The sequence below is a fragment of the Aliidiomarina sanyensis genome (genome assembly GCF_003987175.1).
Classification (GTDB): Bacteria; Pseudomonadota; Gammaproteobacteria; order Enterobacterales; family Alteromonadaceae; genus Aliidiomarina; species Aliidiomarina sanyensis.
The window spans coordinates 45639-68576 of sequence record NZ_PIPM01000006.1 but is presented as its reverse complement, the minus strand read 5'-3'; the positions used below and the strand labels follow the sequence as shown (position 1 = coordinate 68576).

General features: G+C 52.0%; 23 protein-coding genes. 1 reads left to right on the top strand and 22 read right to left on the bottom strand.

What is annotated here, in order from left to right:
- The 21 genes from ccmB to CWE11_RS07095 all read right to left on the bottom strand — a co-directional run bounded on the left by ccmB (position 1) and on the right by CWE11_RS07095 (position 18582).
- Complete coding sequence (ccmB, locus tag CWE11_RS07190; protein WP_126776942.1) at positions 1 to 678, bottom strand: heme exporter protein CcmB; 678 nt, start codon at positions 676 to 678, stop codon at positions 1 to 3.
- The gene (ccmA, locus tag CWE11_RS07185) at positions 678 to 1346 is read right to left on the bottom strand and encodes a cytochrome c biogenesis heme-transporting ATPase CcmA (protein WP_126777027.1); all 669 of its coding nucleotides are present in this window, start codon (positions 1344 to 1346) and stop codon (positions 678 to 680) included. The genes ccmB and ccmA overlap by 1 nt, the downstream gene beginning before the upstream one ends.
- A gap of 101 nt (positions 1347 to 1447) precedes the next feature.
- Positions 1448 to 1771 (bottom strand): PulJ/GspJ family protein, encoded by a 324-nt coding sequence (locus CWE11_RS07180; protein ID WP_126776941.1) that lies wholly within the window; start codon positions 1769 to 1771, stop codon positions 1448 to 1450.
- On the bottom strand, positions 1762 to 2199 hold the full coding sequence (locus CWE11_RS07175; protein WP_126776940.1) for a hypothetical protein: 438 nt from the start codon (positions 2197 to 2199) through the stop codon (positions 1762 to 1764). The genes CWE11_RS07180 and CWE11_RS07175 overlap by 10 nt, the downstream gene beginning before the upstream one ends.
- Complete coding sequence (locus tag CWE11_RS07170; protein WP_126776939.1) at positions 2172 to 2654, bottom strand: hypothetical protein; 483 nt, start codon at positions 2652 to 2654, stop codon at positions 2172 to 2174. The genes CWE11_RS07175 and CWE11_RS07170 overlap by 28 nt, the downstream gene beginning before the upstream one ends.
- Positions 2641 to 3114, bottom strand: coding sequence for a hypothetical protein (locus CWE11_RS07165; protein ID WP_126776938.1), 474 nt, complete (start codon positions 3112 to 3114; stop codon positions 2641 to 2643). Before CWE11_RS07165 ends, CWE11_RS07170 begins: the two co-directional genes overlap by 14 nt.
- Positions 3115 to 3205: 91 nt before the next feature.
- Positions 3206 to 4165 carry a 4-hydroxy-3-methylbut-2-enyl diphosphate reductase gene (gene ispH, locus CWE11_RS07160; protein ID WP_126776937.1) on the bottom strand — a complete coding sequence of 320 codons (960 nt, stop codon included), beginning with the start codon at positions 4163 to 4165 and terminating at the stop codon, positions 3206 to 3208.
- Complete coding sequence (fkpB, locus tag CWE11_RS07155; protein WP_126776936.1) at positions 4162 to 4608, bottom strand: FKBP-type peptidyl-prolyl cis-trans isomerase; 447 nt, start codon at positions 4606 to 4608, stop codon at positions 4162 to 4164. The genes ispH and fkpB overlap by 4 nt, the downstream gene beginning before the upstream one ends.
- A gap of 19 nt (positions 4609 to 4627) precedes the next feature.
- On the bottom strand, positions 4628 to 5161 hold the full coding sequence (gene lspA / locus CWE11_RS07150; protein ID WP_126776935.1) for a signal peptidase II: 534 nt from the start codon (positions 5159 to 5161) through the stop codon (positions 4628 to 4630).
- Between the two features lie 18 nt (positions 5162 to 5179).
- The gene (gene ileS / locus CWE11_RS07145; protein ID WP_126776934.1) at positions 5180 to 8014 is read right to left on the bottom strand and encodes an isoleucine--tRNA ligase; all 2835 of its coding nucleotides are present in this window, start codon (positions 8012 to 8014) and stop codon (positions 5180 to 5182) included.
- An 83-nt stretch (positions 8015 to 8097) separates the two neighbouring features.
- Positions 8098 to 9108 (bottom strand): bifunctional riboflavin kinase/FAD synthetase, encoded by a 1011-nt coding sequence (ribF, locus tag CWE11_RS07140; protein WP_126776933.1) that lies wholly within the window; start codon positions 9106 to 9108, stop codon positions 8098 to 8100.
- A 111-nt stretch (positions 9109 to 9219) separates the two neighbouring features.
- Complete coding sequence (murJ, locus tag CWE11_RS07135) at positions 9220 to 10734, bottom strand: murein biosynthesis integral membrane protein MurJ (protein WP_126777026.1); 1515 nt, start codon at positions 10732 to 10734, stop codon at positions 9220 to 9222.
- Positions 10735 to 10967: 233 nt separating this feature from the next.
- Entirely contained in the window at positions 10968 to 11837 is an 870-nt protein-coding gene (locus CWE11_RS07130; RefSeq protein WP_126776932.1) for a hypothetical protein, read from the bottom strand.
- Between the two features lie 285 nt (positions 11838 to 12122).
- Complete coding sequence (gene rpsT, locus CWE11_RS07125) at positions 12123 to 12389, bottom strand: 30S ribosomal protein S20 (RefSeq protein ID WP_126776931.1); 267 nt, start codon at positions 12387 to 12389, stop codon at positions 12123 to 12125.
- A 148-nt stretch (positions 12390 to 12537) separates the two neighbouring features.
- Positions 12538 to 12699 carry a hypothetical protein gene (locus CWE11_RS12045; RefSeq protein ID WP_157981317.1) on the bottom strand — a complete coding sequence of 54 codons (162 nt, stop codon included), beginning with the start codon at positions 12697 to 12699 and terminating at the stop codon, positions 12538 to 12540.
- Positions 12696 to 13376 (bottom strand): rhombotarget lipoprotein, encoded by a 681-nt coding sequence (rhlP, locus tag CWE11_RS07120; protein WP_126776930.1) that lies wholly within the window; start codon positions 13374 to 13376, stop codon positions 12696 to 12698. The genes CWE11_RS12045 and rhlP overlap by 4 nt, the downstream gene beginning before the upstream one ends.
- Before the next feature lie 337 nt (positions 13377 to 13713).
- Positions 13714 to 13974: a phosphopantetheine-binding protein gene (locus tag CWE11_RS07115; protein ID WP_126776929.1), complete on the bottom strand. Its 261-nt coding sequence runs from the start codon at positions 13972 to 13974 to the stop codon at positions 13714 to 13716.
- 127 nt (positions 13975 to 14101) lie between these two features.
- Positions 14102 to 14719, bottom strand: coding sequence for a 3'-5' exonuclease (locus CWE11_RS07110; protein ID WP_126776928.1), 618 nt, complete (start codon positions 14717 to 14719; stop codon positions 14102 to 14104).
- Positions 14719 to 16557: a DUF294 nucleotidyltransferase-like domain-containing protein gene (locus CWE11_RS07105; RefSeq protein ID WP_126776927.1), complete on the bottom strand. Its 1839-nt coding sequence runs from the start codon at positions 16555 to 16557 to the stop codon at positions 14719 to 14721. Before CWE11_RS07105 ends, CWE11_RS07110 begins: the two co-directional genes overlap by 1 nt.
- Before the next feature lie 48 nt (positions 16558 to 16605).
- Positions 16606 to 18312, bottom strand: coding sequence for a sodium:solute symporter family protein (locus tag CWE11_RS07100; protein ID WP_126776926.1), 1707 nt, complete (start codon positions 18310 to 18312; stop codon positions 16606 to 16608).
- A gap of 3 nt (positions 18313 to 18315) precedes the next feature.
- Positions 18316 to 18582: a DUF4212 domain-containing protein gene (locus CWE11_RS07095; RefSeq protein WP_126776925.1), complete on the bottom strand. Its 267-nt coding sequence runs from the start codon at positions 18580 to 18582 to the stop codon at positions 18316 to 18318.
- A 197-nt stretch (positions 18583 to 18779) separates the two neighbouring features.
- On the opposite strand from CWE11_RS07095, the gene CWE11_RS07090 reads away from it, so the two are divergent.
- Positions 18780 to 22232, top strand: coding sequence for a PAS domain-containing hybrid sensor histidine kinase/response regulator (locus tag CWE11_RS07090; protein WP_126776924.1), 3453 nt, complete (start codon positions 18780 to 18782; stop codon positions 22230 to 22232).
- A 49-nt stretch (positions 22233 to 22281) separates the two neighbouring features.
- Here CWE11_RS07090 and CWE11_RS07085 read toward each other — a convergent pair whose 3' ends face one another.
- Positions 22282 to 22923, bottom strand: coding sequence for a response regulator transcription factor (locus tag CWE11_RS07085; protein WP_126776923.1), 642 nt, complete (start codon positions 22921 to 22923; stop codon positions 22282 to 22284).
- Positions 22924 to 22938 lie beyond the last annotated feature (15 nt).

Below are 22938 nucleotides of genomic sequence, written 5' to 3'. Positions count from 1 at the left end.
TTAGTTCACACTCACTCGTAAGCCGGCTTTCACTGCAAACGGTGCCAACGTTAAACTAAGCACCATAAACGCCCCAATCAAAGCCAAGGGTCCGGCGGCAGATAATCCGGAGACTGCCGCTTCCACTGCGGCCGTTGCGAAAATCAAAAGTGGGATTAGCAGCGGCAGCAATAACAAACTTAATAATGCACCACCTTTATTGAGGCTGACGGTCAGTGCCACACCAATGGCTCCTGCAGCACTCAATACGGGCGTACCGAACAAAAGGGTCAACCATAAAACGCCCCACGCATGGGTGGGAAGATTCAGCAACAGTGCTAACAACGGCGCAATCAACAAGACCGGCAGTGCCGTTAACAGCCAATGCACGGCAATCTTCGCCAATACACTGATCTCCATAGAGACCGGCAACAACATCATTTGTTCCAGAGCCCCGTCCCGAAAGTCGTCTCGGAACAACCGGTCTAACCCCAGCATCGCGGACAACAAAGCAGAGACCCAAATCACTCCTGGCGCAATGCGAGCTAAAATATCCGGTCCTGGCCCGACACCCAATGGGAATAAACTCACCACAATCAGCAAGAAAATGAGCGGATTCAGCAACTCGCTTCTTTGCCGCAAAGCAACGCGCACATCACGCTTCACTAGTTGTAAAAATACAGTCCGAGTAGCAACCATCAGTATTGATACCTCAACTGCACGCGCTGAAGCGGGAAATGGGCAGAGTTCACCGCTTGATGCGACGTCAAAATAATCGCACCGCCTGCCGCCACGTGCTCCGCAAAACGGGCTTCCAGCAACGCAATACCGCTTACATCCAACGCGGTAAATGGCTCATCCAATATCCACAATGGCGCATCCGTTAACCACAAACGAGCGAGCGCGATTCGACGCTGCTGTCCTGCCGAGAGGCGTTGCGCCGGAATATCTTCGAGCCCCACAAGCCCCACTTTTTCAAGCAGTTCATAGGGAGGAGCGCTGATCGGCTGCCCTTGCACGGCAGCGTAAAATTCCAAGTTTTCGATTGCGGTCAGCTCCGCTTTTACGCCTGCTTTGTGCCCGATAAAAAGCAATTCCGCGTGAAAGGCCTCGCGACAGTTTTGGATCGGTTCACCGCGAAACTGAATCTGTCCTGCTTGTGGCGCCAAAAGCCCAGTAAGAATACGCAGTAAACTGGATTTTCCCGCGCCATTCGGCCCTTCGATTTGCCACACTTCACCGGCTCGCACATGCATATTCAAGTCTGCAAACAGTGTTCGCTCTCCACGCACCGATGCGAGATCGGTTGCCGCAAGGAGCGTTTTGTGGTCCGCAGATTGCGGCGATGCTGTCGGTTGCGTGGTCATATTTTCCGGAACATTGCCTTCTATTTTTCCGACCGGATCAACCCGACGGAGCGCAGATAAATTGCGCATATCCTAGCAAAAAATAGCGATCGGAGCGACTATTATCGGTCTTGCCAGCCGCTTTCTGCTGGCAACCATTCGGGGAACGCAGGATGCGCCATGACGAACCAGCGGATCCCTTCTACTTCGTGGGTAATACGCCATTCGCGGCCACTGGAAAATTGGCCGGTCAACGGCGTCTGTTGGCTCAGATGCACCAGCCATTCTGCAAGCTCGGCTTCGCCTTGGTAGAGGGGGCTTAGTTGCTGCCATGCATGGAGTGTATGTGTGAGTAAGTGAGCGCTTCCTACGGCGGTCACGGAGAGCACACTTAGCGCCAGCATAACTTCTGGTAGGGTAAATCCTTGAGGCTTTTTTAGTACCATCCACTTTCCTTCGTGTCGATATCCGCATCGTAACGGCGCCAACGTCCTGAAAAACTGCGTTGAAAACGCTGACGCGGCATCCGCACCTGAATGTCAACGTGTGTGCAGTGCATCCGCTCCGGCTCGATATCGGTCATAGGTGGACAATCGATGGATTGGAAACGTCTTTCCACCTGAATTCCAGCAGAAGGTTGGATCGCCGCGCCTCGCTCTAAATCACGCAAGACAAGCTCCGAGCGAAGCACCTCGGTGCGCACAAGTCGCTCCATCCTGGCTATCTGGAGGTCAATAGCAACACGTGTACGTTGTTCGAGTGCATGTTGCAAAGAACCCAGTAACACGAAAGTGACACCGGTACTCAACAACAGAACCGCCACCAAGGCGGCGCCCTGCTGATTTGTTATGGTCCGCTGATTGGATAAGGCCATGGACTGCACCATTCGAATAAGGGTTCTTGTCGACTCGAGGCGCGCCCTGTGAAACAGAGCATCGGGGATCGCCAGTCCATCGTTTCAACGTACAGTACACCCGGATCATGCAGGGTAAGCCATCCGCTCCCCTGACAATCGCGTCCCGAAGGGCGCCATTGCAAGGCCCCAGCCCGCAAGCGAACGCCACTTTCACCGACCAAAAAACAGCCCGGTGTTTCGAACTCCGGATAAAGTTGATGTGCGCCTAGCCCGCCATCTGCCAGTGCACGGAGCATCCAATGACCGGTTTGCATCAGCGTCATCTCGGCCGAGGCTATGCGCTCAGTGCGTTGAATGGAGCCATACACCGCGGCAAAGAAAACGCTCGCGCCCAGCACGAGCACTCCCGTTAGGGTAATGCCCATCAGGAGCTCCACTAGCGTGAAGCCGATCACGCTATCAGCACGCTTCATAAAAACTCTCGGGGCCGTGCACAGCGCACACCCGAATTCGCCCAAGCGTACTCACTATCACCCGATATTGGTCCAAGCGCTGGGCGTCTCGGTGTCGGACTCGAATATGACCAGCACTGAATCCCGCCATCCCCGTGAGACCACGAAACAGCATCGGGTTCGCAGCAAAGTTCCACTCAAGGTGAGCGTTTCTTATTAGCTCGGAGCACTCTGGCGCATGTACCCTGTCTTCCCAACACAGGCGAGTTCCTGCGATCTCACGCTCAAGGGTAAAGTACATATCAGTCCCACGCCCAATCGCCTGCATTCGAATCATCCGCACGAGCCCTTCTACACTTGAAACGTCTTGTTTCAGTTGGTAGCGGACAATCAGTTGCTGAAAGGACGGCACTGCAAATAGACTGAGCACGCTGAGCAAAACCAGAATACTGAGTAATTCAATCAAGGAAAAACCACGCACAGACACCCCCGCTTTCGTCGGTATCTGAACAGTGTGGCGGAGAGGCGAGCGATCGCCATAAAAATAAGCGATCGCCGTATCAAGGGAGGACTTAACTCACCGGAGTAATGCGAAGCTCGGGTGGGATACTAAAGGTCACGTTCTCTTCACGGCCAGAACGCTCATCAACCGCGGCTTGAGCACCTGCGCTTTCGGCATGAGCCCGCAACCAACTGACGACGTTCTGCACCAAGATTTCCGGTGCGGATGCGCCCGCGGTAACCCCCACCGTTTTCACATCGGCGAGCCATTGGGGATTAATGCAGGTTGCATCGTCAATCAGGTAAGCACGCGTACCCATCTTCTCGGCCAGCTCTCGCAATCGATTCGAGTTCGAGCTATTGCGCGCACCGACCACAAGCAACACATCAACTTCCTGTGCCAAATCACGCACCGCATCTTGGCGATTCTGCGTTGCATAACAAATGTCATCTTTGCGCGGGCCCTGAATATTGGGAAAACGCGCTCGTAACGCATCAATAATCTCGGCGGTGTCATCGACAGATAGGGTTGTTTGACTCATATAGTGCAGTGCATTTGGATCTTTTACCGTCAAACGCGCCACATCGTCGACCGACTCCACCAAATAAATCCCACCGGTCTCTGAACTGTATTGCCCCATGGTCCCTTCAACTTCAGGGTGACCTGAGTGACCAATCAAAACACACTCTTGATCACGACGGCTTGCCCGGGTGACTTCCATGTGGACTTTTGTCACCAGCGGACAGGTGGCATCAAAAACTTTTAAACCGCGGTCTGCAGCGGCATCACGTACCGCACGAGACACGCCATGGGCACTAAAAATTACAATACTGTCGTCGGGGACTTGATCCAGCTCTTCCACAAAAACGGCGCCGCGGTCCCGAAGACCGTCAACCACATGTTTGTTATGGACCACTTCATGACGTACGTAGATCGGTGGTGAAAACAGAGCCAAGGCCTGTTCTACAATGGTAATCGCACGGTCAACCCCAGCGCAAAAGCCACGCGGGTTGGCGAGAATGATCTTCATGACGCCTCCACACTCAGTATTTCAACTGCGAAGGTAACCCGTTGACCGGCCAAAGGATGATTAAAATCCACAGTGACCATGTCGCCCGTTACCTCGCGAACAATTCCCGGGATCTCGCGACCATTCGGCTGGCTAAACGAAATGATTGCACCCACTTCTGCTGGTGTATCTCCAGAGAATCGAGCCCGCTCCAGATGATAGATATTCTCCGGCAACGGACGTCCAAATGCATCTTCCGGCTCGAGGGTGAACTCACGATTATCACCCGCCTTTAAGCCGTGTAAGCAGTCTTCGAAGTTCTTGGTCAAACTTCCATCACCAATCGTCAACCGTGCCGGCTTCCCGTGCACTTTGGTGCTATCCGCAGCAGATCCATCTTCCAGTTTAATTGAAAAATGAAAGACCACACGGCTGCCCGGACCAATCACTGACTCTTCGCTCATACTGCTTACTTCCTTACCACTAGGACTTAGGTTTGCTTTTTTGGTTCACATCGGACTTTGCGCCGGAGCCAAAGAAGCTATCGTAAATCATCAAGCCCGCGCCAATCACAATCGCGCTATCCGCTACATTAAAGGCGGGCCAGTGATAGCTCCCGACATAAAAATCAAGAAAATCGACGACATAACCCAAGCGCACGCGATCGACAACATTCCCCAAGGCACCGCCCACCAGCAGTGCGAAGGACCAATTCAGTACCTTGAGTTGACGCCCTTGACGTCGCAAGAAAATCAGCAGAACCGCAACGATGACCAGGGCAATCAAGGTGAAAAACCAACGCTGCCAACCGCCTTGATCGCTCAAAAAACTAAATGCAGCCCCATAATTGCGCACATGGACGAGATCAAAGAATGGCAGGACATCGACCCGGCCAAATAACGGCAGCGCTTGCACCACCCACACTTTGGTCAATTGGTCTAAGACCAACACCACAAGCATGACCCACCACAAGGTGAGTCCACTTTCCTGCCAACGCGTTGGCTTTACTGTCGCCATCGAATGCTCCCGGCTCTATTAAGCAAACGCGCGGGTTTCGCCGCGACCATCAACGTTGGTCACACAGCGACCACACAACTCCGGGTGATCCGCATGGGTTCCAACATCGTCACGATGGTGCCAGCAACGGGCACATTTCTGGTGCTCGGTTCGCGCCACGTGAACTTTGAGGCCAGCCAATTCCGTTGCATGTGCATCCACCGCTTCAACCAATGGTTTGACTGTCGCCGCTGACGTGAGCAACACGAAACGCAACTCATCGCCGAGCAATGACAAAGTTGTCGCTATCGCATCGTTGCAATACAAAGTTACTTCCGCTTGCAACGCACCGCCAATCACATCATCGCGACGGGCTTGCTCAAGGGCACCATTGACTGCATCGCGCACTTCCAGAATTTGCTGCCACTGCGCATTGGAAATTTTACCCGTGGTCAAATCGGCAGGCCAATCGGTGTACCACTCCGCCGTAAAGACATACTGAGCGCGTTCGCCGGTGCGTGGCGCAGGTAATGCTTGCCATACTTCTTGCGCCGTGAAGCTACAAATCGGCGCAATCCAACGAACTAAGGCTTCCGTAATATGCCACAGCGCAGTCTGACATGAGCGCTGGGCAATACTGTCTTTCTTCGCGGTGTACTGACGGTCTTTAATGATATCTAGGTAAAAACTACCGAGCTCAATTGAACAGAAGTGCATTAGTTTTTGCACGACCGTCAGGAATTGATAATTATCAAACGCCGTCTGAATTTCGTTCTGTAACGCTTGTGCGCGACCCACGATCCAACGATCCAGTTCAACCATATCGGCGGTGCTTACTTCGTGCTGTGCCGGATCAAACCCGTTCAAGTTCGCCAACAAGAAACGTGCTGTGTTACGAATGCGTCGATATGCGTCGGCTGAACGCTTTAGAATCTCATCAGAGACGGTCATTTCGGCCGTGTAATCGTTACTCGCAACCCACAAACGAAGAATATCGCCACCCAATTTATTCATCACGTCTTGGGGAGATACAACATTACCCAACGACTTGGACATTTTGCGACCGTGTTGATCCACCGTGAAACCATGAGTTAACACTTGCTTGTATGGGGCCGTACCCTGGGTTGCAACACCCGTTAAGAGCGACGACTGGAACCACCCTCGGTGCTGATCTGACCCTTCAAGATACAAATCCGCTGGCCATTGCAAGGCACTTTCTTGTTTTAAGACACAGTAGTGCGTTACCCCCGAATCGAACCAAACATCAAGTGTATCGGTCAGCTTGCGATACTGTTTCGCGTCGTCACCGAGCAGATCCGCGGCATCCAAATCAAACCAGGCTTGAATTCCCTCCGCTTCGACCCGTTGAGCAACTGCTTCGAGAAGTTCCAACGAGCGCGGATGCGGCTCAGCCGTTTCGGTATTCACAAATAAAGTGAGTGGAACACCCCAAGTGCGCTGACGGGAGATACACCAATCTGGACGACCATCGACCATACCCGCAATTCGGTTTTCACCCCATTCAGGAACCCAACGGACTCCTTTAATTTCACTCAGTGCTTTTTGGCGTAGGCCTTGCTTGTCCATGCTGACGAACCACTGAGGAGTTGCACGGAAAATGATCGGTGTCTTGTGGCGCCAGCAGTGAGGATAGCTGTGCTCATAGCTTTCATGATGGATGAGCATGCCTGCTTCATTCAGCGCATCAACAATGTTCGGATTTGCTTTAAAGACGTGTTGTCCAGCGAACTGTGGGGTGTCTTCTTTGTAGACCCCATGGTCATTCACTGGGTTATAAACCTCCAGGCCGTAGCGTTGACCGACTAAAAAGTCATCGACCCCGTGCCCAGGGGCCGTGTGAACACAGCCTGTTCCTGATTCAGTTGTGACGTGTTCACCCAAAATAACCGGGACATTGCGGGCTTGCAGCGGATGACGCAGCTGCACCAGCTCAAGATCCGCTCCTTTACAGAAACCAAGCTTGTGATATTTGCTGATGCCATACCGTTCCATCGCGCTGACCACGAGATCACTGGCCAAAATGAGACGCTCCGGCTGCTCGCCTTCAACTTGAACTAACGCATATTCAAGGCTCGGCTCTACCGTCACCGCCATATTCGCAGGAATGGTCCACGGGGTTGTAGTCCAGATCAGCAGACTAATCGGCCCCTCACCCGGATGTCCTTCTGGGTGTGCAAATTTAGCAATGGTTGCGTTCGCATCGACAATCGGGAAGCGCACATCAATGGCAGGTGATGCCTTGTCTTTATACTCTACTTCCGCTTCTGCCAATGCAGAGCCACAGTCGGTACACCAATGCACCGGTTTGAAGCCCTGTTGCAAGTGACCATTTTCAATGATTTTTCCGAGCGCACGAATGATATTCGCTTCTTGGGCGAAATTCATGGTCAGATATGGGTTGTCCCAATCACCTAGCACGCCCAAGCGTTTGAAGTCGACCATCTGGGCTTCAACTTGGCTTTGCGCATACTCACGACACTTTTGCCGAAACTCGGCATCGGTCAGCTTCTTGCCCGGCTTGCCGTATTTCTTTTCAACCATTAGTTCGATCGGCAGGCCATGACAGTCCCAGCCCGGAACATAAGGTGCGTCAAACCCACTAAGGGTTTTTGACTTCACCACCATATCCTTGATGATTTTGTTCACTGCATGGCCAATGTGAATATTGCCATTCGCGTAGGGAGGGCCATCGTGCAAAATGAACTTCTCTCGTCCCGCCCGCGCCTTGCGAATCTGGCCATACAAATCGTCTTGATACCATTGTGCCAGCATTTCAGGCTCGCGCTGGGCTAAGTTGCCGCGCATCGGAAACGCCGTATCCGGGAGGTTCAACGTAGGTTTGTAATCGCTCATGCAGTTCGGTCCGTTCTTGTTTGGAGGCTACTTACGTAACTCAGTTCATTAAAGTGTGATGCAACATACGCGTTTTGTTCAGTCTACTTCGAGGTCGATACCGTTTGATAGGGCGCCCCGCTAGCGGATTCTGTCTTCGATGACTCATCCGAATCATCCGGTATTAGCAACGCCCTCGCAAGCGCTGCGTCCTCTATAATTTGCGCATGAAGCGCATCGAAGCTGGCAAACTTCTTTTCGGCTCGCAACCATGCCAGAGGGGTTACTAAAACTTGCTCACCATAGAGTTCTGCTGAGTCTCGGGGACCGGGGAAATCAAATAAGTGAACTTCCAGCAATTCTTCGGTGCCTGCAACCGTCGGCTTCCGGCCAATGTTCGCAACGCCGGCATAGACGTGGTGCGCTGTCTCAAGCCCGACGGCGTAGACGCCCCGTAACGGGTTATGCAACCGATGAAGCGCAACATTAGCGGTCGGAAACCCGATCGTACGCCCTTTTTTCGCTCCATGACGCACGCGACCACTGATTGCATACGGACGCCCTAACATACGCGCAGCGGTTTCAAAATCAGCCGTCGTCAATGCACTGCGAATTGCGGTGCTCGAGACCCGAATGGATTCAGTGCGATAACTTTGGGTGTCAATGACCTCAAAACCAAAGTGCTTCGCGGCTTGTTTTAGCAAGTTGAAATCGCCCGTTCGAGCCTTGCCAAAACGAAAGTCATCGCCAACAACCAACAACGAGACCCCAAGCTTACCCACGAGGACATCTTCAATAAAGGCTTCGGCGGTTAAATTCGCAAAGCGCGCATTAAACTGTGTGAGGAGCAATCGATCGACGCCACACTCAGCAATGTGCTTGTACTTATCCTGCCAACGATACAAGCGCGCAGGGGCCCGGTCCGGTGCAAATAGCTCCAGAGGTTGCGGCTCAAAGATCATCGCGACCGAAGGGACCTTGCGCGCAAGCGCCTGCGCGTGCACTTGCTCGAGCACCGCTTGGTGCCCAAGATGCACGCCATCAAAGTTGCCAATCGTCAGGACGCAGCCCCGATGCTCAGGCCGAATGTTATGTAAACCACGAATCAATTCCATAGGCGCGCGATTATATCTTAATCCACTTCCCCATGCACCCGTGGACCACCGATGAATTGGCCACGTTATTTTGATGTTCGTCGGTTGCTTTACGACCCGTGCGAGGTTTAATTAAACAGTCCGTAATTCACGCGGCCGGCCACCGAAAACGAGCCAACTTATAACAAAGGTCGCAGCACCCGCAGCGATCAAACCGGTTAGCCAGATCACCCGCTGCCAGAAGTCAGCATCAACCCATGCCAATCGATCCGGTGAAAGTTCCACTAATAAACCGATCATAACCGCCGTTGCTAAAGTAACTTTCAGCAGAAAACGGCGCGTAGCCGGTGCCAATATAAGGACTTTCTCGCGATACAATACGGTTCCGAGGAGTAAGGCATTGAGGGTGCCCGATAACGCAGTTGCAAGGGCAAGACCCACGTAACCAAAGGGAATGGCGAGAACGATATTGAGAACCATATTGGAGGCCATGGCAATAATGCCATATTTCACAGGGCGCTTCGTGTCTTGACGCGAAAAAAAGCCGGTGGCCAATACTTTCACCAACATAAAACTGAGCAAGCCGGTGGCGTATGCCATCAGGGCAAATGAAGAAAGATACGCATCTTCTGGGCTAAATACCCCTCGCTCGAACAAGACCAACAGCATCGGCTCTGCCAGAACAAAAAGCCCCGCCATAGCAGGCAAACCGAGCATGACTACCATGCGCACGCCCCAATCGAGGGTACTGCGGAATTTATCCAATGATTGATCGACATGGCGCGCAGAAAGTGCCGGCAACACAACCGTCGCAATCGCAATACCAAAGAGCCCGAGTGGGAACTCAAGCAAACGATCGGCGTAATACAACCAACTGATCGAACCGGTCACCAGAAAACTCGCAATCACCGTGTCGAGGAGTAGGTTGATTTGACTAACCGAAACCCCAAATAAGGCCGGAATCATCAGGGTGCGGATCTTCACCACACCCGGATCGCGCCAACCCCACTTCGGCATGACCAAGAGCCCTGCTTGCTTCAGGAAGGGTAACTGAAATAGGAACTGCACAACCCCACCCACAAACACACCGATCGCGAGACCGATTTCCGGGCGCTCTAACATGGGTGCAAGCCACAACGCGGCAACAATCACCGAGACATTCAGCAAAACTGGCGTAAACGCAGCAACACCAAATCTGCCAAGAACATTCAGCGCAGCACCCGAGAGGGCTGTTAAGGTAATAAAAAAGAGGTATGGAAAGGTAATTCGTAATAGCAAACTAGCCATTTCAAACTTGTCTGCTTGGTCCCCACCACGCAGCCAGTCCATAAACCAGCCCATACCGAATAGCGCCGCCACAACCGGCGAGAGCACCATGGCGACCAAGGTGACAATACCGACCAAGGTTCCAAGGGTTCCGGCGACGCGTGCCATCAAAAGACGCGTCTCATCCAACGATTTTCCACGATGGTATTCGGTTAGAACTGGAACAAAGGCTTGCGCAAAAGCCCCTTCAGCAAAGAGACGGCGAAGAAAGTTAGGAATCTTATTGGCGAAAAGAAAGACGTCTGCGGCCGCGCCGGCACCCATCAGGGCCGCAATCGCAACGTCGCGCACCAACCCGAGGATTCGGGATAAGAACGTCATCACGCTGACGATCAAGCCAGAGCGCAATAAGCGCGGAGCAGGCTTTTGCGAGGAGGGATTAGACGATGGCGTCGTCGCAGTGGACTTACTGTCCACGCCGGGATTTGCGTCGGTCACGTGGGTTAAAATCCTTTCTGAACCAATGGCTCAGAGATTATCACATGAACCCATGAAAAACCCAGAACCGACGCATTCTTAGTTATCTGCTGTTATCCCCAGCGCGAGCACGATCGTTAACGGCAGGACAATGTGACGGTACAGCTGCTCGTTGTATCACAACGCATTGTCTGGCTACAGACGAAAAACGGATTTAACTGCTCATAAAACCAGTTTTGTAGAAACTCGTAGATTTCAATATTCGTATCCATGCCAAATTCATGATGAAGGTATGCAGAGGCAAAATCCTCACCGAGCGTCAAACTCCCGGCGATCTGATTACAACTCACCCCATCGTCGAGGCAAAGAAAATGTCCACCGCCTTGCGTAGAAACTAATAAAACCTTTGGAGTTGCCGAAGTTTCTTGCGTTAATTTATCGCGAAAGTCACTGGTATCGCCTGAACCTCGGACAACCCGGTCAAACAGGCTAACACCAGCATCGGCCGTGGTGATCACATCACGCACACGACCCAACCAATTCGCTTGTCCGACATCACCACCCTGGTGCGCATCTTGCGGGTCAAATGTCTGAAGAGACTCCTCCCCTTGGATTTCAGAGCACGTGTAATCATCACAACAAATTTCTCGTGTCGGATCACAGTCGCGATAAATAAAGAATCCTTCATTTAAGTAAGCTAACCGAAACGCTTCGTAGACTTCATTGATTGCAGCTTCGTTCGGGGAGTTCATCGAGCCGCCCATCTCGGCAACAAAGTCCAAACTGACACCCACCACCGTTCCAGACGGGGAACGGGAGGTTCTGACGAATAATTGATGCTCAGAACCAAACGTACTATTGAACCAGACCAATTGGGATTGATATGTGTAATCAGCGCACACCGAACTGTATTTCTTATAGTAGTTCGCGCAGTTTTCCGTGGCGTGCGTGATGGGGCTTGCGAGAACGGCGAAAAAGGCCACAACCAGAATAGTTAAATATTTCATCTACTTTCATTCCTTGAACGTTTATCCAATATTGCTAACTTGCAATTGTCAAAATTATGTTACCCCCCGGCAGTAATTGCAAATTTTAATACCCCGATGACGTTATTGCAGTGGACTTACTGTCCGCGCTGGGATTTGCGTCGGTCACGTGGGTTAAAATCCGTTCTGAACCAATGGCTCAGAGATTATCAAAGGGGCCTATGAAAAACCCAGAACCGCGTTTTGAGACTTTTTTGGGCACAAAAAAACCGCCCGGAGGCGGTTTTCTTCGCAAACTGAGTTTGCTTACGCAGACAGCAATTTGATCTGAGCTGACAAACGGCTCTTATGACGAGCAGCTTTGTTCTTATGGATCAGACCTTTGGTCGCGTAACGGTCGATAACCGGAGTCAAAACAGCATATGCCTGCTGCGCTTGAGCTTGGTCACCGGCAGCAATAGCTGCTTGAACTTTTTTGATGTAAGTGCGCATCATTGAGCGGCGGCTTGCATTGTGGCGACGGTTTTTTTCAGCCGTGACCGCGCGCTTTTTCGCAGACTTGATGTTAGCCAAGGTGTAACTCCTGATAATTCGTAAACTTGTACCGGACTTTTTAAGGCCGAGGATCATGCCTCGTTTGCGCTCAAAAGTCAAACGGAATCGGTGAAAGATGCGCGCGGATATTACGGATCCGCGCGGTGAATTGCAAGCAGTTTACTGATTATTTTGTGGGAGCCTGCACGCGACGGCGAATCGCCAAAGTGAGCGCCGTGATCATGATCACCACACCCCAACTCCCCCCTGAATAACCCGGACGGCGTTCAACTCGTGCTATCTGTTCGTTTTGCACCCGATATTCAAAGCGCTCTAGCTCAGATTTCAAAATTCATTCATTTCCACAACAGCCAATTCAAAATCTTCATGGGCTTGTTGACGCATCGAAGTCGACGCAGCCATCGCAGTACTGCGTGTGGAGCTGCTAGAGGTGCCTGGTGCTCGGAATAGCATACTGCGCGTCTTCACATCAAACACCGCTGTGTCGACAAACGTCTGTGTTTCGTTTTCGGTACCTTTCACGGTGTACAAACCATAAATGGTCCAGTAAAGAATCGAACTCGAGCGGTCCGAGGTCGTTCGCACTTGGTCATACGACACCAAGGCAATGACATCAAAACCATATAAACGAGCCAGCTGATCTACCGTGTTCCATCCTTCTCGACCTTCAAGATAAGTGCTCGGAATTAATTCGATATGGTCGATGTAGTCTTGCTGAATAAACTCCTGTCGGACCATATTGAGCAACTCAAGCTGACGGCGCTGTGGGATCGCTTCGTACCAATGATTACGGCTCGGTACAAATGCAATCCCAACGCGCAATGGTAAGTTCAGAGTCGGTATTTCAGGACTATGAGCCACCCGGTCCTGCTCTTTTGGGTAGAGAAAATCGACCAAGCTACTGCTATGGGCTGATTGATGCGAGGTGTCTGCAAATATCGCGCTGCAGGCAGAAATCAGCGCGGTAACCAACAACAATATGACGAGTTTAATACCTGCTTTCATGGGCTTTCCTTAGTAACAGGTGGTTATGGAAACTTTCTTCTTTCAGCCCAACGCAGTGCGTTGGCTACGGTTCGGGGTGGGTCGTATGCCTCCGCAGGGTGTGTGCCGCATGGATGCGGCAGACAAGCCTACAGGGACGTATTTACGGCGTCCCTGGGGAGGGATTGACCCGCCTCGAGCCCCAGCGCCCCGTTCGAATTGGGCGCCCAACGCAATGCGTTGGCTACGATCTCTGTGCCCAGTGCCCCGTTCGAATTGGGCGCCCAACGCAATGCGTTGGCTACGATCTCTGTGCCCAGCGCCCCGTTCGAATTGGGCGCCCAACGCGTTGCGTTGGCTACAATTGGCGTCGGTAGAGCGCAACGAGTTCGCTGAAGGTTCTTGGGAATTGAGCATCGGAGGTGCGCGCGAAGGGATCGAAACCGAGGCGCGTTTCGAGGCGAGCCATAACGATAGCAAGACCAAGAGAATCCAAGCCGCTCTCAGCGAGCAAGGTTTGGCTATCGATCTGGTTTAAGGTTTCGCGGCCTGTCTCCGCTGCAACTTCATCCATGACGTCTCGAATCATTTGTTCGAGTTGATGTTCACGAATCGTCAAAACGACCTCACAATATCTGCACACCTATGACATGAAGGTTGCCGCCCTCATTGCGCGCCATAGCAGGATTGTTAACAACTTGTTGCGCAGTATACTGAAATTTGCCTAAATAAAAAGCAATTTCGCTTCAGCGCCCATCCTTCAGAATCCGTCGAGCAGGAATCGATTGCCCGTTGCTGCTTCGATAGGCTTGGGCAAGGAAAAGTTCAGCGCAGGCGATCGCATCGTGCAACGCATGATGCCCAGTAAAGTCCGCAAGCCCATACCGCGCGCGACTTGCAGCAAGTGTCAGACTGCCGTGAGGAAGGACATTGTGTGCACGCTCTAGACGCTTTTTTTCCGCAAGGAGCGTGCAGTACCATCCATCCGCGCGCCAACGCATTCCGGCGCGGGCCAAAGCAGCCTGCAACGCGCTTCGATCAAACTGCACATTATGAGCCACGATAAAATGGTCCTGCGCATCGTGCGTGAACGCCTCAAGTACTTCTTTCAAAGGCCGGCCGGAGGCAAGATCAGACGAGGATAACTGATGAATCGTCGCGCTTTGATTCAACGTGGTATCCGAATGAAGTAACGAATAACCGGTGCGATCAAGCGCAATCACAGGAGGTTGAATTGGAACCCAAGCCAAGCTGAGCATCGCATCTTCCTTTGGACTCAGCCCGTTGGTTTCAATATCAAGCGCCATCCATCGCGCTTGCTGCCAATTCCCTCGGCCATGGCGCCAGGCTCGAAGACGACGCATCACATATTCCTACCGAACTTAAAGGAGACCCCTTGCTGTGCATTTTTAATCACACGAAAGGCCGCCTTCAGTTGCCGTCTTTGCAACGTGCTTAATTGCTCTGGATCCACAGCATTCGCAGGGACGCCATCGTAGCGCCGATCCATTTGCACATTTAAGCGAAGTTGCGTCAGAAACTGCCACGCTTCGAGCAGGTTCGTGTTGTCCTTGTCGTTCAGCGGGCTCTTCCCGCGCAGCTGGGCTAAACGCGCTGGTGTTGCAGGTACCGTAAGACCCGCGGAAAGACTGTATAAGCGGACAATATCATTCAAAATGGCAATCGCCTGCTTCTTAATATCAATATATTCAAACTCGCCCTCAGATTTCGTGCGAAACCGATTAAATAATCCGAGAGGGACACTTAGCTCGCCGATATGACGTGCAATATTTCCCAAGAACATATCATGCTGCGCTAGCTTCGCGACCTCCTCCCGATGCCTACGATACAAGGTCGTATTGCCCGCCACCGCACGGCTATCAAAGAAAATCATACTATGCATAATATTTTTGGGTGTTGGGGAACGAACCCACTTTTGAAATTGCTCCCGCCATTGCAACCGCGTCATTTGCCACACTGGATTTTTCGCCATGATGTCCCCAGGACACAAACGAATTCCGCAATCCGCGAGCCCATCACAGACATACGTCGCCATATCTGCAAACCACTGGCGCTGACCATCGGTGATTTCATCGGCGAATAGGAGCCCATTGTCTTGATCCGATCCCAGGGTTTGGTCCCCACGGGCTTGCGAACCAAATGCCAACCACACATAGGCGCATGGGGCACTGCCATGTTTCTGCTCATAAAGTTGAATGAGTTTTTTAGTCATCCCATCGGTTAACGACGACAGCAGTCGACCGATCGTCCCGATGTCTCGCACCCGTCCAGCAAAGCTGCGCAAGTAATCTGGGATTTTCTGCGCCTCCTGCACCAAGGCTTCTTTATCCCGTGCTTTGAATAATGCATTGATCAGAAGCACCGGTTCGCTGCGCTGTTGATGCATCAAATCGGTTGCTGTGATGACGCCAACTGGACGCTCTTGATCATCGAGCACCGGTAGATGATGAATATTGGTTTGACTCATCGCAGTCAGTGCATCAAATAAACTTTCTCGGGCATAGACGACAGCTGGCATCGGTGTCATCACGGCGGCCACGGCTGTATCTGTCGTCAATCCAGCGGCAACCACACGGTTACGCAAATCTCTATCCGTCAAAATTCCCCGTAACTGCTCGTCATCAACCACTAGCAAACAGGACACCCGATGCTCGGACATTTTGATTGCTGCCTCTCGGATTGATGCAGCGCTGGGAATAGAAACAGGCGTCCGTTCCAACACCGAGTCCAAGGTTTTCTCGGTCCAATCAAGACCTGTTTGCCCCCCTTTCTCTGCGAGCAGCCGTTGCCCATGGGCATTCATAAAATAACGTTCAAATGCTTGAGAACGTCGGCGCATTTCATCAAACAGCGCCGCGGACCACGTCCACACAATGCCGTCAGCAATCACTTGCAAGCGATTCGTAATCGCTCGACCAGTCAACAAAGATGGGTAGCCAAAGAGGTCTCCCGGTTCGAGACGCTCAATGTGCTGCCCATCTTTGTCGACTAAATCTGATGCGCCGGAGCGCACCAAAAACAACATAGGACGATCCGGGCGAATGATTTCGTCCCGGTTCGCCTGACACAGATACATCGCCTGCATTTTATCGGCAGCAAGTTTCAACGTGTCCGCATCGAGCGCATCGAACGGTGGAGTCTGTTGTAAAAAGCTACGAATATCTTGGCTATCACTGGTCATAAAAAAATCCATAGTAAAAGCCCCGCCATAGCGGGGCTTGCGTTACGCTTAATGGCCCGTTGCTGCGCCAGCGCCTTTCGGATATCGAATGGATTCCACCAAATCCTGAATTTCTTTCGGAGCTTCCTTGGTGAACTTCAACACCGTCAAGGCGACAATAAAGTTCAGAAGCATCCCCACCGTTCCAATTCCCTCCGGCGAAATTCCGAACCACCAGTTCTCTGGGGTATCTGCCGCCGGATTGATGAAGCGGAAGTAAATAATATAGGACAAGGTGAAGATAATACCTACGACCATTCCCGCAATGGCTCCGGTGCTGTTCATCCGCTTATGGAATATCCCGAGGATAATCGCTGGGAAGAACGAGGCCGCAGCCAGACCGAACGCGAAGGCGACCACCTGCGCCACGAAGCCGGGCGGATTAATCCCGAAATACGCACCGATGACCACGGCAACCCCAGCCGCTACCCGTGCATAGAATAGCTCTTGCCGGTCCGATATGTTCGGCATCAAGGTTCGCTTCAACAAATCATGAGACACGGAACTCGAGATAACCAAGAGCAACCCTGCTGAGGTAGACAGTGCCGCGGCAACACCACCCGCTGCGACCAAGGCGACTACCCAATTCGGTAGGCTCGCGATCTCTGGGCTTGCCAAGACAATGATGTCCGCGTCGACGTGCATTTCATTCCGCTCGTCATTCGAATAGAACATCCGACCATCTTCATTATGATCATCCCAGGTGATAAGACCCGTTCGCTCCCAGTTCGTGACCCAGCTCGGTGCATCTTCATACAAGACGCCTTGCTGATCCGGACCGTTGAGCGTGTTCAAGATATTCACCTTGGTAATAGAAGCAATAGCCGGTGCTGTGGTGTATACCACCGCGATAAAGACCAGTGCCCAACCACCTGAGCGGCGTGCATCACGAACTTTCGGAACCGTGAAAAAGCGGATAATAACGTGTGGCAAACCCGCGGTACCCACCATCAGCGCCATAGTGATTGCAAATACATCTAAGCCCGATTTAGTACCTTCCGTGTAGGGTGCAAAACCAAGCTCCGTCGACAAGCCATCGAGGCGCTCGAGTAAGTACTGACCCGAACCGTCGGCTAAGGTCGCGCCAAACCCAGTTTGTGGTAAGAAATGCCCCGTCATTTGCATGGTGATAAAGACTGCAGGAACTGTGTAGGCGAACGCCAAAACACAATACTGAGCAACCTGAGTGTAGGTAATGCCCTTCATTCCCCCCAACAGGGTATAGAAGTAAACCATCGCCATGCCAATCAAGACACCGGCTGTAATGTCGACTTCCAAGAAGCGGCTGAAAACCACGCCCACACCGCGCATCTGACCCGCGATATACGTGAAGGACACCAAGATGGCACAAATAACCGCAACGGTCCGCGCGGTTTGCGAGTAATAGCGATCGCCAATAAAGTCGGGCACGGTAAACTTACCAAACTTACGCAAGTAAGGTGCCAGACAGAGTGCCAGAAGCACATATCCGCCGGTCCATCCCATCAGATAGACGCTGCCGTCATATCCGAGCATGGAGATCAGACCCGCCATTGAAATGAAGGATGCAGCAGACATCCAATCTGCAGCTGTCGCCATCCCATTTGCAACCGGAGGCACACCCCCGCCTGCTACATAGAAATCATTCGTCGAACCGGCACGCGCCCAAATTGCAATTCCAATATAAAGCGCAAAAGTCAGACCGACGACGATAAACGTGAGTGTTTGAATATCCATAGTTTACTCCTCGTCGACCTTGTATTTTTTATCGAGCTTGTTCATCTGATGGATGTAGATAAAGATCAGCACGATAAAGGTGTAGATAGCGCCTTGCTGGGCAAACCAGAACCCGAGCTTGAAGCCGAAAAAGGTGATCTGGTTCAGCCAGTCCACCAGGATAATGCCGAAGCCGAAAGAGACCGTGAACCAAACAATCAAGAGCTTGATCATTAAAGCAAGATTCTCTTTCCAATAGGCTTTGGCATGATCTTCCGATTCAAATGCCATGTGTGTTTCCTCCAAAGGTTGTCGAAAACCTCGGCTTTTTGTGGTTGTTCCCGAGGTATGGAGCAAGCATGTTGGAGAAGCCCGAAGGGCGAAATTGGACCTTAGTCGAATAGGCCAGTTATTCGCGCCAAATCACTGGCGGTTTCCGACTAAAGTGTTAGATTAGAAAACTTTCCATCGCAGCAAATTGATGCCCTATGACATTAATCTTGGTCAGTTCTGGTTTGATCTATATCGCCCTCCTGTTCGCGATCGCGCTGTGGGGCGAGAAGAAATCGACGCTCGGTTATAAGCTCAGTTTGCACCCATGGGTGTATGGATTGTCCTTAGCCATTTATTGCACCACCTGGACCTACTATGGGGCTGTGGGCAATGCCATTGACAGCGGGTGGAGCTTTCTTCCTATTCTGCTTGGGCCGATTTTACTGTATCTGTTCGCCCTGCCCGTTATCACCAAAATGGTCATGGTCAGTAAGCAACAAAACTCGACATCTATCGCAGACTTTATCGCCTCTCGGTATGGAAAAAGCCATCGTATGGCGTTAGTTGTCACTCTCATTGCCGCCGCGGCCATCATTCCTTACATTGCATTGCAGCTAAAAGCCGTGGGTTTGAGTTTTAATACACTCAGTGATTTACCGCCTGAGACCACCGGAGGTTCACTAAAAGAATTAGCCGTCGCCATTTTAATGGCGCTATTCGCCATCATGTTTGGTACCCGTCGCATGGAGGTGACCGAGTATCGGTCCGGCATGATGTTGGCGATTGCCTTTGAATCGATCGTTAAACTGGTCGCGTTGTGTGGTGCGGCGCTGTTTGGTTGGATACTGTTTCGCAGCAGCAATGATTTAACCCTTGGCGCCCAATTGGCATCCATGGACCTCAGCCCGGGATGGTCACCGCGCCAGGCATTGACCCCTGAATTTTTCATTCAACTGGCCATGGCGGCTGGTGCTATTCTCTGTCTACCTCGCCAATTCCATGTCACTGTGGTGGATAACGTCCGTTTAAGTCACCTCAAGACCGCTCGTTGGTTGTTTCCTCTGTACCTTGCATTGACCTCACTGGCCATTGCGGCCCTTGCCGTGAGTGGACAGGCGTTACTTCCGAGCAATGGGGATGGATCCGTTTTACCATTGCTAATCCCGTTCAATTTTGGACAAGAGTGGTTGGCCATTCTTGTTTACATCGGCGGAATTTCAGCGGCCACCGCAATGGTTATTATTGCCACGCTTACTTTGAGCACCATGATCAGTAACGATGTGATCATGCCAATCTGGTTGACGCGCGATCGACGCAGCATTCCGCAACCCCATCGCTTCTACCGCCGGTTACTCCGCGTCCGTCGATACTCCATTACGTTAGTTCTGTTGCTAGGCTGGGCCTGTTACCACTTATGGGTTTCTCGCCTCAACCTCGTCAGCATCGGTCTGCTCGCATTTTCTGTGGTCTTGCAGTTGCTACCCGCCATGATCGGGGGCTTGTACTGGCGCAAAGGGCATGCACAAGGGGTGTATATGGGGTTAGTGGCAGGTTTGGTGGCATGGATTCTGGCCATTCTCCTGCCACTCACCCAATCGGATCCGTCCCTTGCTGAGCGCATTATCACCCATGGAACCGTGATCAGTTTAGGGCTCAATACGGCCGCCTACATTCTGTTTAGCTATCTTTCTGTCCCCGCACTCGTCGATAAAATTCAAGCGACCGCCTTCGTCCAACCGCGACTGGCGCAAAGTAATCAAACGAAAGGGTCGGAGCCTGAGGCAACGCGCGTCGGTGATTTAATTTTGCTGATGGAAACCTTCCTCGGGAGCGAGCGGAGTGCGGAGCTCCTGATTGCCTACGAACGCCATGCGGTGTTGAATCGTGAGGGAAATGCAGACTCTCAATTCACCGATTATGCAGAACGCTCGATCGCTGGCGTATTAGGTGCCGCCACAGCGCGCTCACTCATTCATGCGGCGATGGAGAACCGCAAGCTAAATCTTGAGGAAGTGGTGCATTTCTTTGACGACACCACCCAAGCGCTGCAAACCCAACAATCAATTATGTATTCATCCCTTGAGAACTTGGCTCAAGGCATTTCTGTGGTGGACAAGGAGTTACGCTTGGTGGTTTGGAACCGACGTTACCTTGAGCTATTTGATTATCCCGATGGCATGGTCCAGCCCGGCCGCCCGATTGCAGATCTTATTCGTTACAACGCGGAGCGCGGTGAGTGTGGTGTTGGTGATATTGATGAGCTTGTTGCGAAGCGTTTGCGCTATATGCAACAGGGTTCACCGCATCGGTTTATCCGTCGTCGCTCAGATGGTCGAGTGATTGAAATGGTAGGGAATCCGCTCCCACACGGGGGTTTTGTTACCAGTTTTACCGATGTCACCGAACACATCGAGACGCAAAACGCGCTTGAGGATGCCAATATCGACCTTGAGGCACGGATTCGCAGCCGGACCGATGAAGTACGTGAAATTAATCGAGAACTGACCGAGGAAATTGTCCGTCGTCGCGAGGTTGAGAAAGCGCTACAGGCCGCTAAGGCGGAGGCGGAAGCCGCCAACGCAAGTAAAACACGCTTCCTTGCTTTGGCTAGTCACGATATTTTGCAACCGCTCAATGCCGCACGCTTATATCTCTCGGCGGTCGATACCGAGCGGCTCGATGCGCATCACTCAGGGCTCATCCACAAAGTGGATACGGCATTGGACTCCACGGAACACTTACTCTCTGCACTCTTGTCGATCGCGAAGATGGATCAAGGGGCGATGCAGCCCCAGCTTCGGCACATTGATTTAGACACCATCCTCGGACCCCTTGTCCCCGAGTATCAGGTGCTTGCTGAGCAACGGAAACTTAAATTTAAAGCTCGGTTAAGAAACTTAACGGTGTTCACCGATCCCACCTATTTGCGACGCATTATTCAAAACTTCGTGTCCAACGCCATCAAATATACCGATCAAGGGAAGGTGCTGCTCGCGGTCAGAAAGCGAGGAAACTTTGCGGAACTTAGTGTCTGGGACACTGGCCCCGGTATCCCACAGCAAAAACATGAAGAGATATTTGAAGCGTTCATTCGGTTACACAAGGGCAGTACCAGTGGGGTTGGCTTAGGTTTGAGTGTCGCGAAGCGTATGGCCGAACAACTGAACTGTCCATTGACGATTCGCTCTGAGCTTGGTCAGGGAAGTTGTTTCACGGTTCTCGTTCCACTCGGCGACACACAAAAAATCATTCCACGTGAGAAACCCGAGCGTTCAACGCAAGCTCATGACGGACTGCAGATCTTGTGTGTGGATGATGACGGCGCAAACCTTGAGGCTTTAAACGCCCTGTTAACCAAGTGGAATTGCAGCAGTGTGCAATTTACAACGCCGAAGGAGGCCCTCCAATGGGCTCAACAAAACCCCGCTCCGGACGGTGTACTTCTGGATTACCAACTCGGGGAGCACGGCGATGGTTTAAGCCTGTGGCATCAGCTTCAAGATGCTTGGAAGAAAAAAGTTCCTGGTGCGCTGGTCACTGCGGTTCGCGATCCGGAGCTAAAAGTCCGCACTCGACGCGCCGGCTTGCAGTTCTTGGCCAAGCCCGTGCGGCCCGCGCAATTAAAGGCGTTACTACAACATATGCAACGCCACAAAGAAATGTCGTGAGCTTGAAAAACCTTGTGCCCCGGGGTGGGTGCAAGGTTTTTAGCCACGATTATGGTGGGGAGAGCTGCAAACGCTCCGCAATCAACACGGCTTGCGTGCGGTTATATACATCCAGTTTTCGAAAGATAGCCGTCATGTGCGCTTTCACCGTCGCTTCGGTTATGCCCAATTGGTAGGCGATCTGCTTGTTCAAAAGCCCCTCGTGCACATAATACAAAACCTTGTATTGCTGTGGTGTCAGATCCGCAATCTTCTCCGCCAGTTCTTTATCTTCTTGAGATACTTCCGCAAGCTGCTCCCGAACAGATTCTGGAACCCATTCGTCACCGTCAAGAATACTAGCAATTGCTTGGGCTATTTGATTGGACGGCATTGATTTCGGAATGAACCCAAGCGCACCAAACCCCATGCATCGACCAATCACTTGGACATCTTCAGCGCCACTGATGACCGCAATAGGCAATAATGGATAGTCATTTCGGATACGAATTAACCCGTACAAGTCTCCCGCTCCCGGCATGTGTAGGTCGAGGAGGAGAAGGTCAATATCATCATCGGTGGCGAGCGCGTCGAGCGTGGATTCGAGGCTATCCGCCTCACGAATTTGGAGATCAGAAAAATGATTCGCGAGAGCCCCTTGCAGGGCCTCGCGAAACAGCGGATGGTCATCGGCAATTAATAATCGAGTCATAGCACTTGCCGGGCG

What these genes read in the sequence shown, in the direction of transcription:
- ccmB (WP_126776942.1), bottom strand. Translation starts at nt 678, where the DNA reads ATGGTTGCTACTCGGACTGTATTTTTACAACTAGTGAAGCGTGATGTG.
- ccmA (WP_126777027.1), bottom strand. Translation starts at nt 1,346, where the DNA reads ATGACCACGCAACCGACAGCATCGCCGCAATCTGCGGACCACAAAACG.
- CWE11_RS07180 (WP_126776941.1), bottom strand. Translation starts at nt 1,771, where the DNA reads ATGGTACTAAAAAAGCCTCAAGGATTTACCCTACCAGAAGTTATGCTG.
- CWE11_RS07175 (WP_126776940.1), bottom strand. Translation starts at nt 2,199, where the DNA reads ATGGCCTTATCCAATCAGCGGACCATAACAAATCAGCAGGGCGCCGCC.
- CWE11_RS07170 (WP_126776939.1), bottom strand. Translation starts at nt 2,654, where the DNA reads ATGAAGCGTGCTGATAGCGTGATCGGCTTCACGCTAGTGGAGCTCCTG.
- ispH (WP_126776937.1), bottom strand. Translation starts at nt 4,165, where the DNA reads ATGAAGATCATTCTCGCCAACCCGCGTGGCTTTTGCGCTGGGGTTGAC.
- fkpB (WP_126776936.1), bottom strand. Translation starts at nt 4,608, where the DNA reads ATGAGCGAAGAGTCAGTGATTGGTCCGGGCAGCCGTGTGGTCTTTCAT.
- lspA (WP_126776935.1), bottom strand. Translation starts at nt 5,161, where the DNA reads ATGGCGACAGTAAAGCCAACGCGTTGGCAGGAAAGTGGACTCACCTTG.
- ileS (WP_126776934.1), bottom strand. Translation starts at nt 8,014, where the DNA reads ATGAGCGATTACAAACCTACGTTGAACCTCCCGGATACGGCGTTTCCG.
- ribF (WP_126776933.1), bottom strand. Translation starts at nt 9,108, where the DNA reads ATGGAATTGATTCGTGGTTTACATAACATTCGGCCTGAGCATCGGGGC.
- murJ (WP_126777026.1), bottom strand. Translation starts at nt 10,734, where the DNA reads ATGACGTTCTTATCCCGAATCCTCGGGTTGGTGCGCGACGTTGCGATT.
- CWE11_RS07130 (WP_126776932.1), bottom strand. Translation starts at nt 11,837, where the DNA reads ATGAAATATTTAACTATTCTGGTTGTGGCCTTTTTCGCCGTTCTCGCA.
- rhlP (WP_126776930.1), bottom strand. Translation starts at nt 13,376, where the DNA reads ATGAAAGCAGGTATTAAACTCGTCATATTGTTGTTGGTTACCGCGCTG.
- CWE11_RS07110 (WP_126776928.1), bottom strand. Translation starts at nt 14,719, where the DNA reads ATGCGTCGTCTTCGAGCCTGGCGCCATGGCCGAGGGAATTGGCAGCAA.
- CWE11_RS07105 (WP_126776927.1), bottom strand. Translation starts at nt 16,557, where the DNA reads ATGACCAGTGATAGCCAAGATATTCGTAGCTTTTTACAACAGACTCCA.
- CWE11_RS07100 (WP_126776926.1), bottom strand. Translation starts at nt 18,312, where the DNA reads ATGGATATTCAAACACTCACGTTTATCGTCGTCGGTCTGACTTTTGCG.
- CWE11_RS07095 (WP_126776925.1), bottom strand. Translation starts at nt 18,582, where the DNA reads ATGGCATTTGAATCGGAAGATCATGCCAAAGCCTATTGGAAAGAGAAT.
- CWE11_RS07090 (WP_126776924.1), top strand. Translation starts at nt 18,780, where the DNA reads ATGACATTAATCTTGGTCAGTTCTGGTTTGATCTATATCGCCCTCCTG.
- CWE11_RS07085 (WP_126776923.1), bottom strand. Translation starts at nt 22,923, where the DNA reads ATGACTCGATTATTAATTGCCGATGACCATCCGCTGTTTCGCGAGGCC.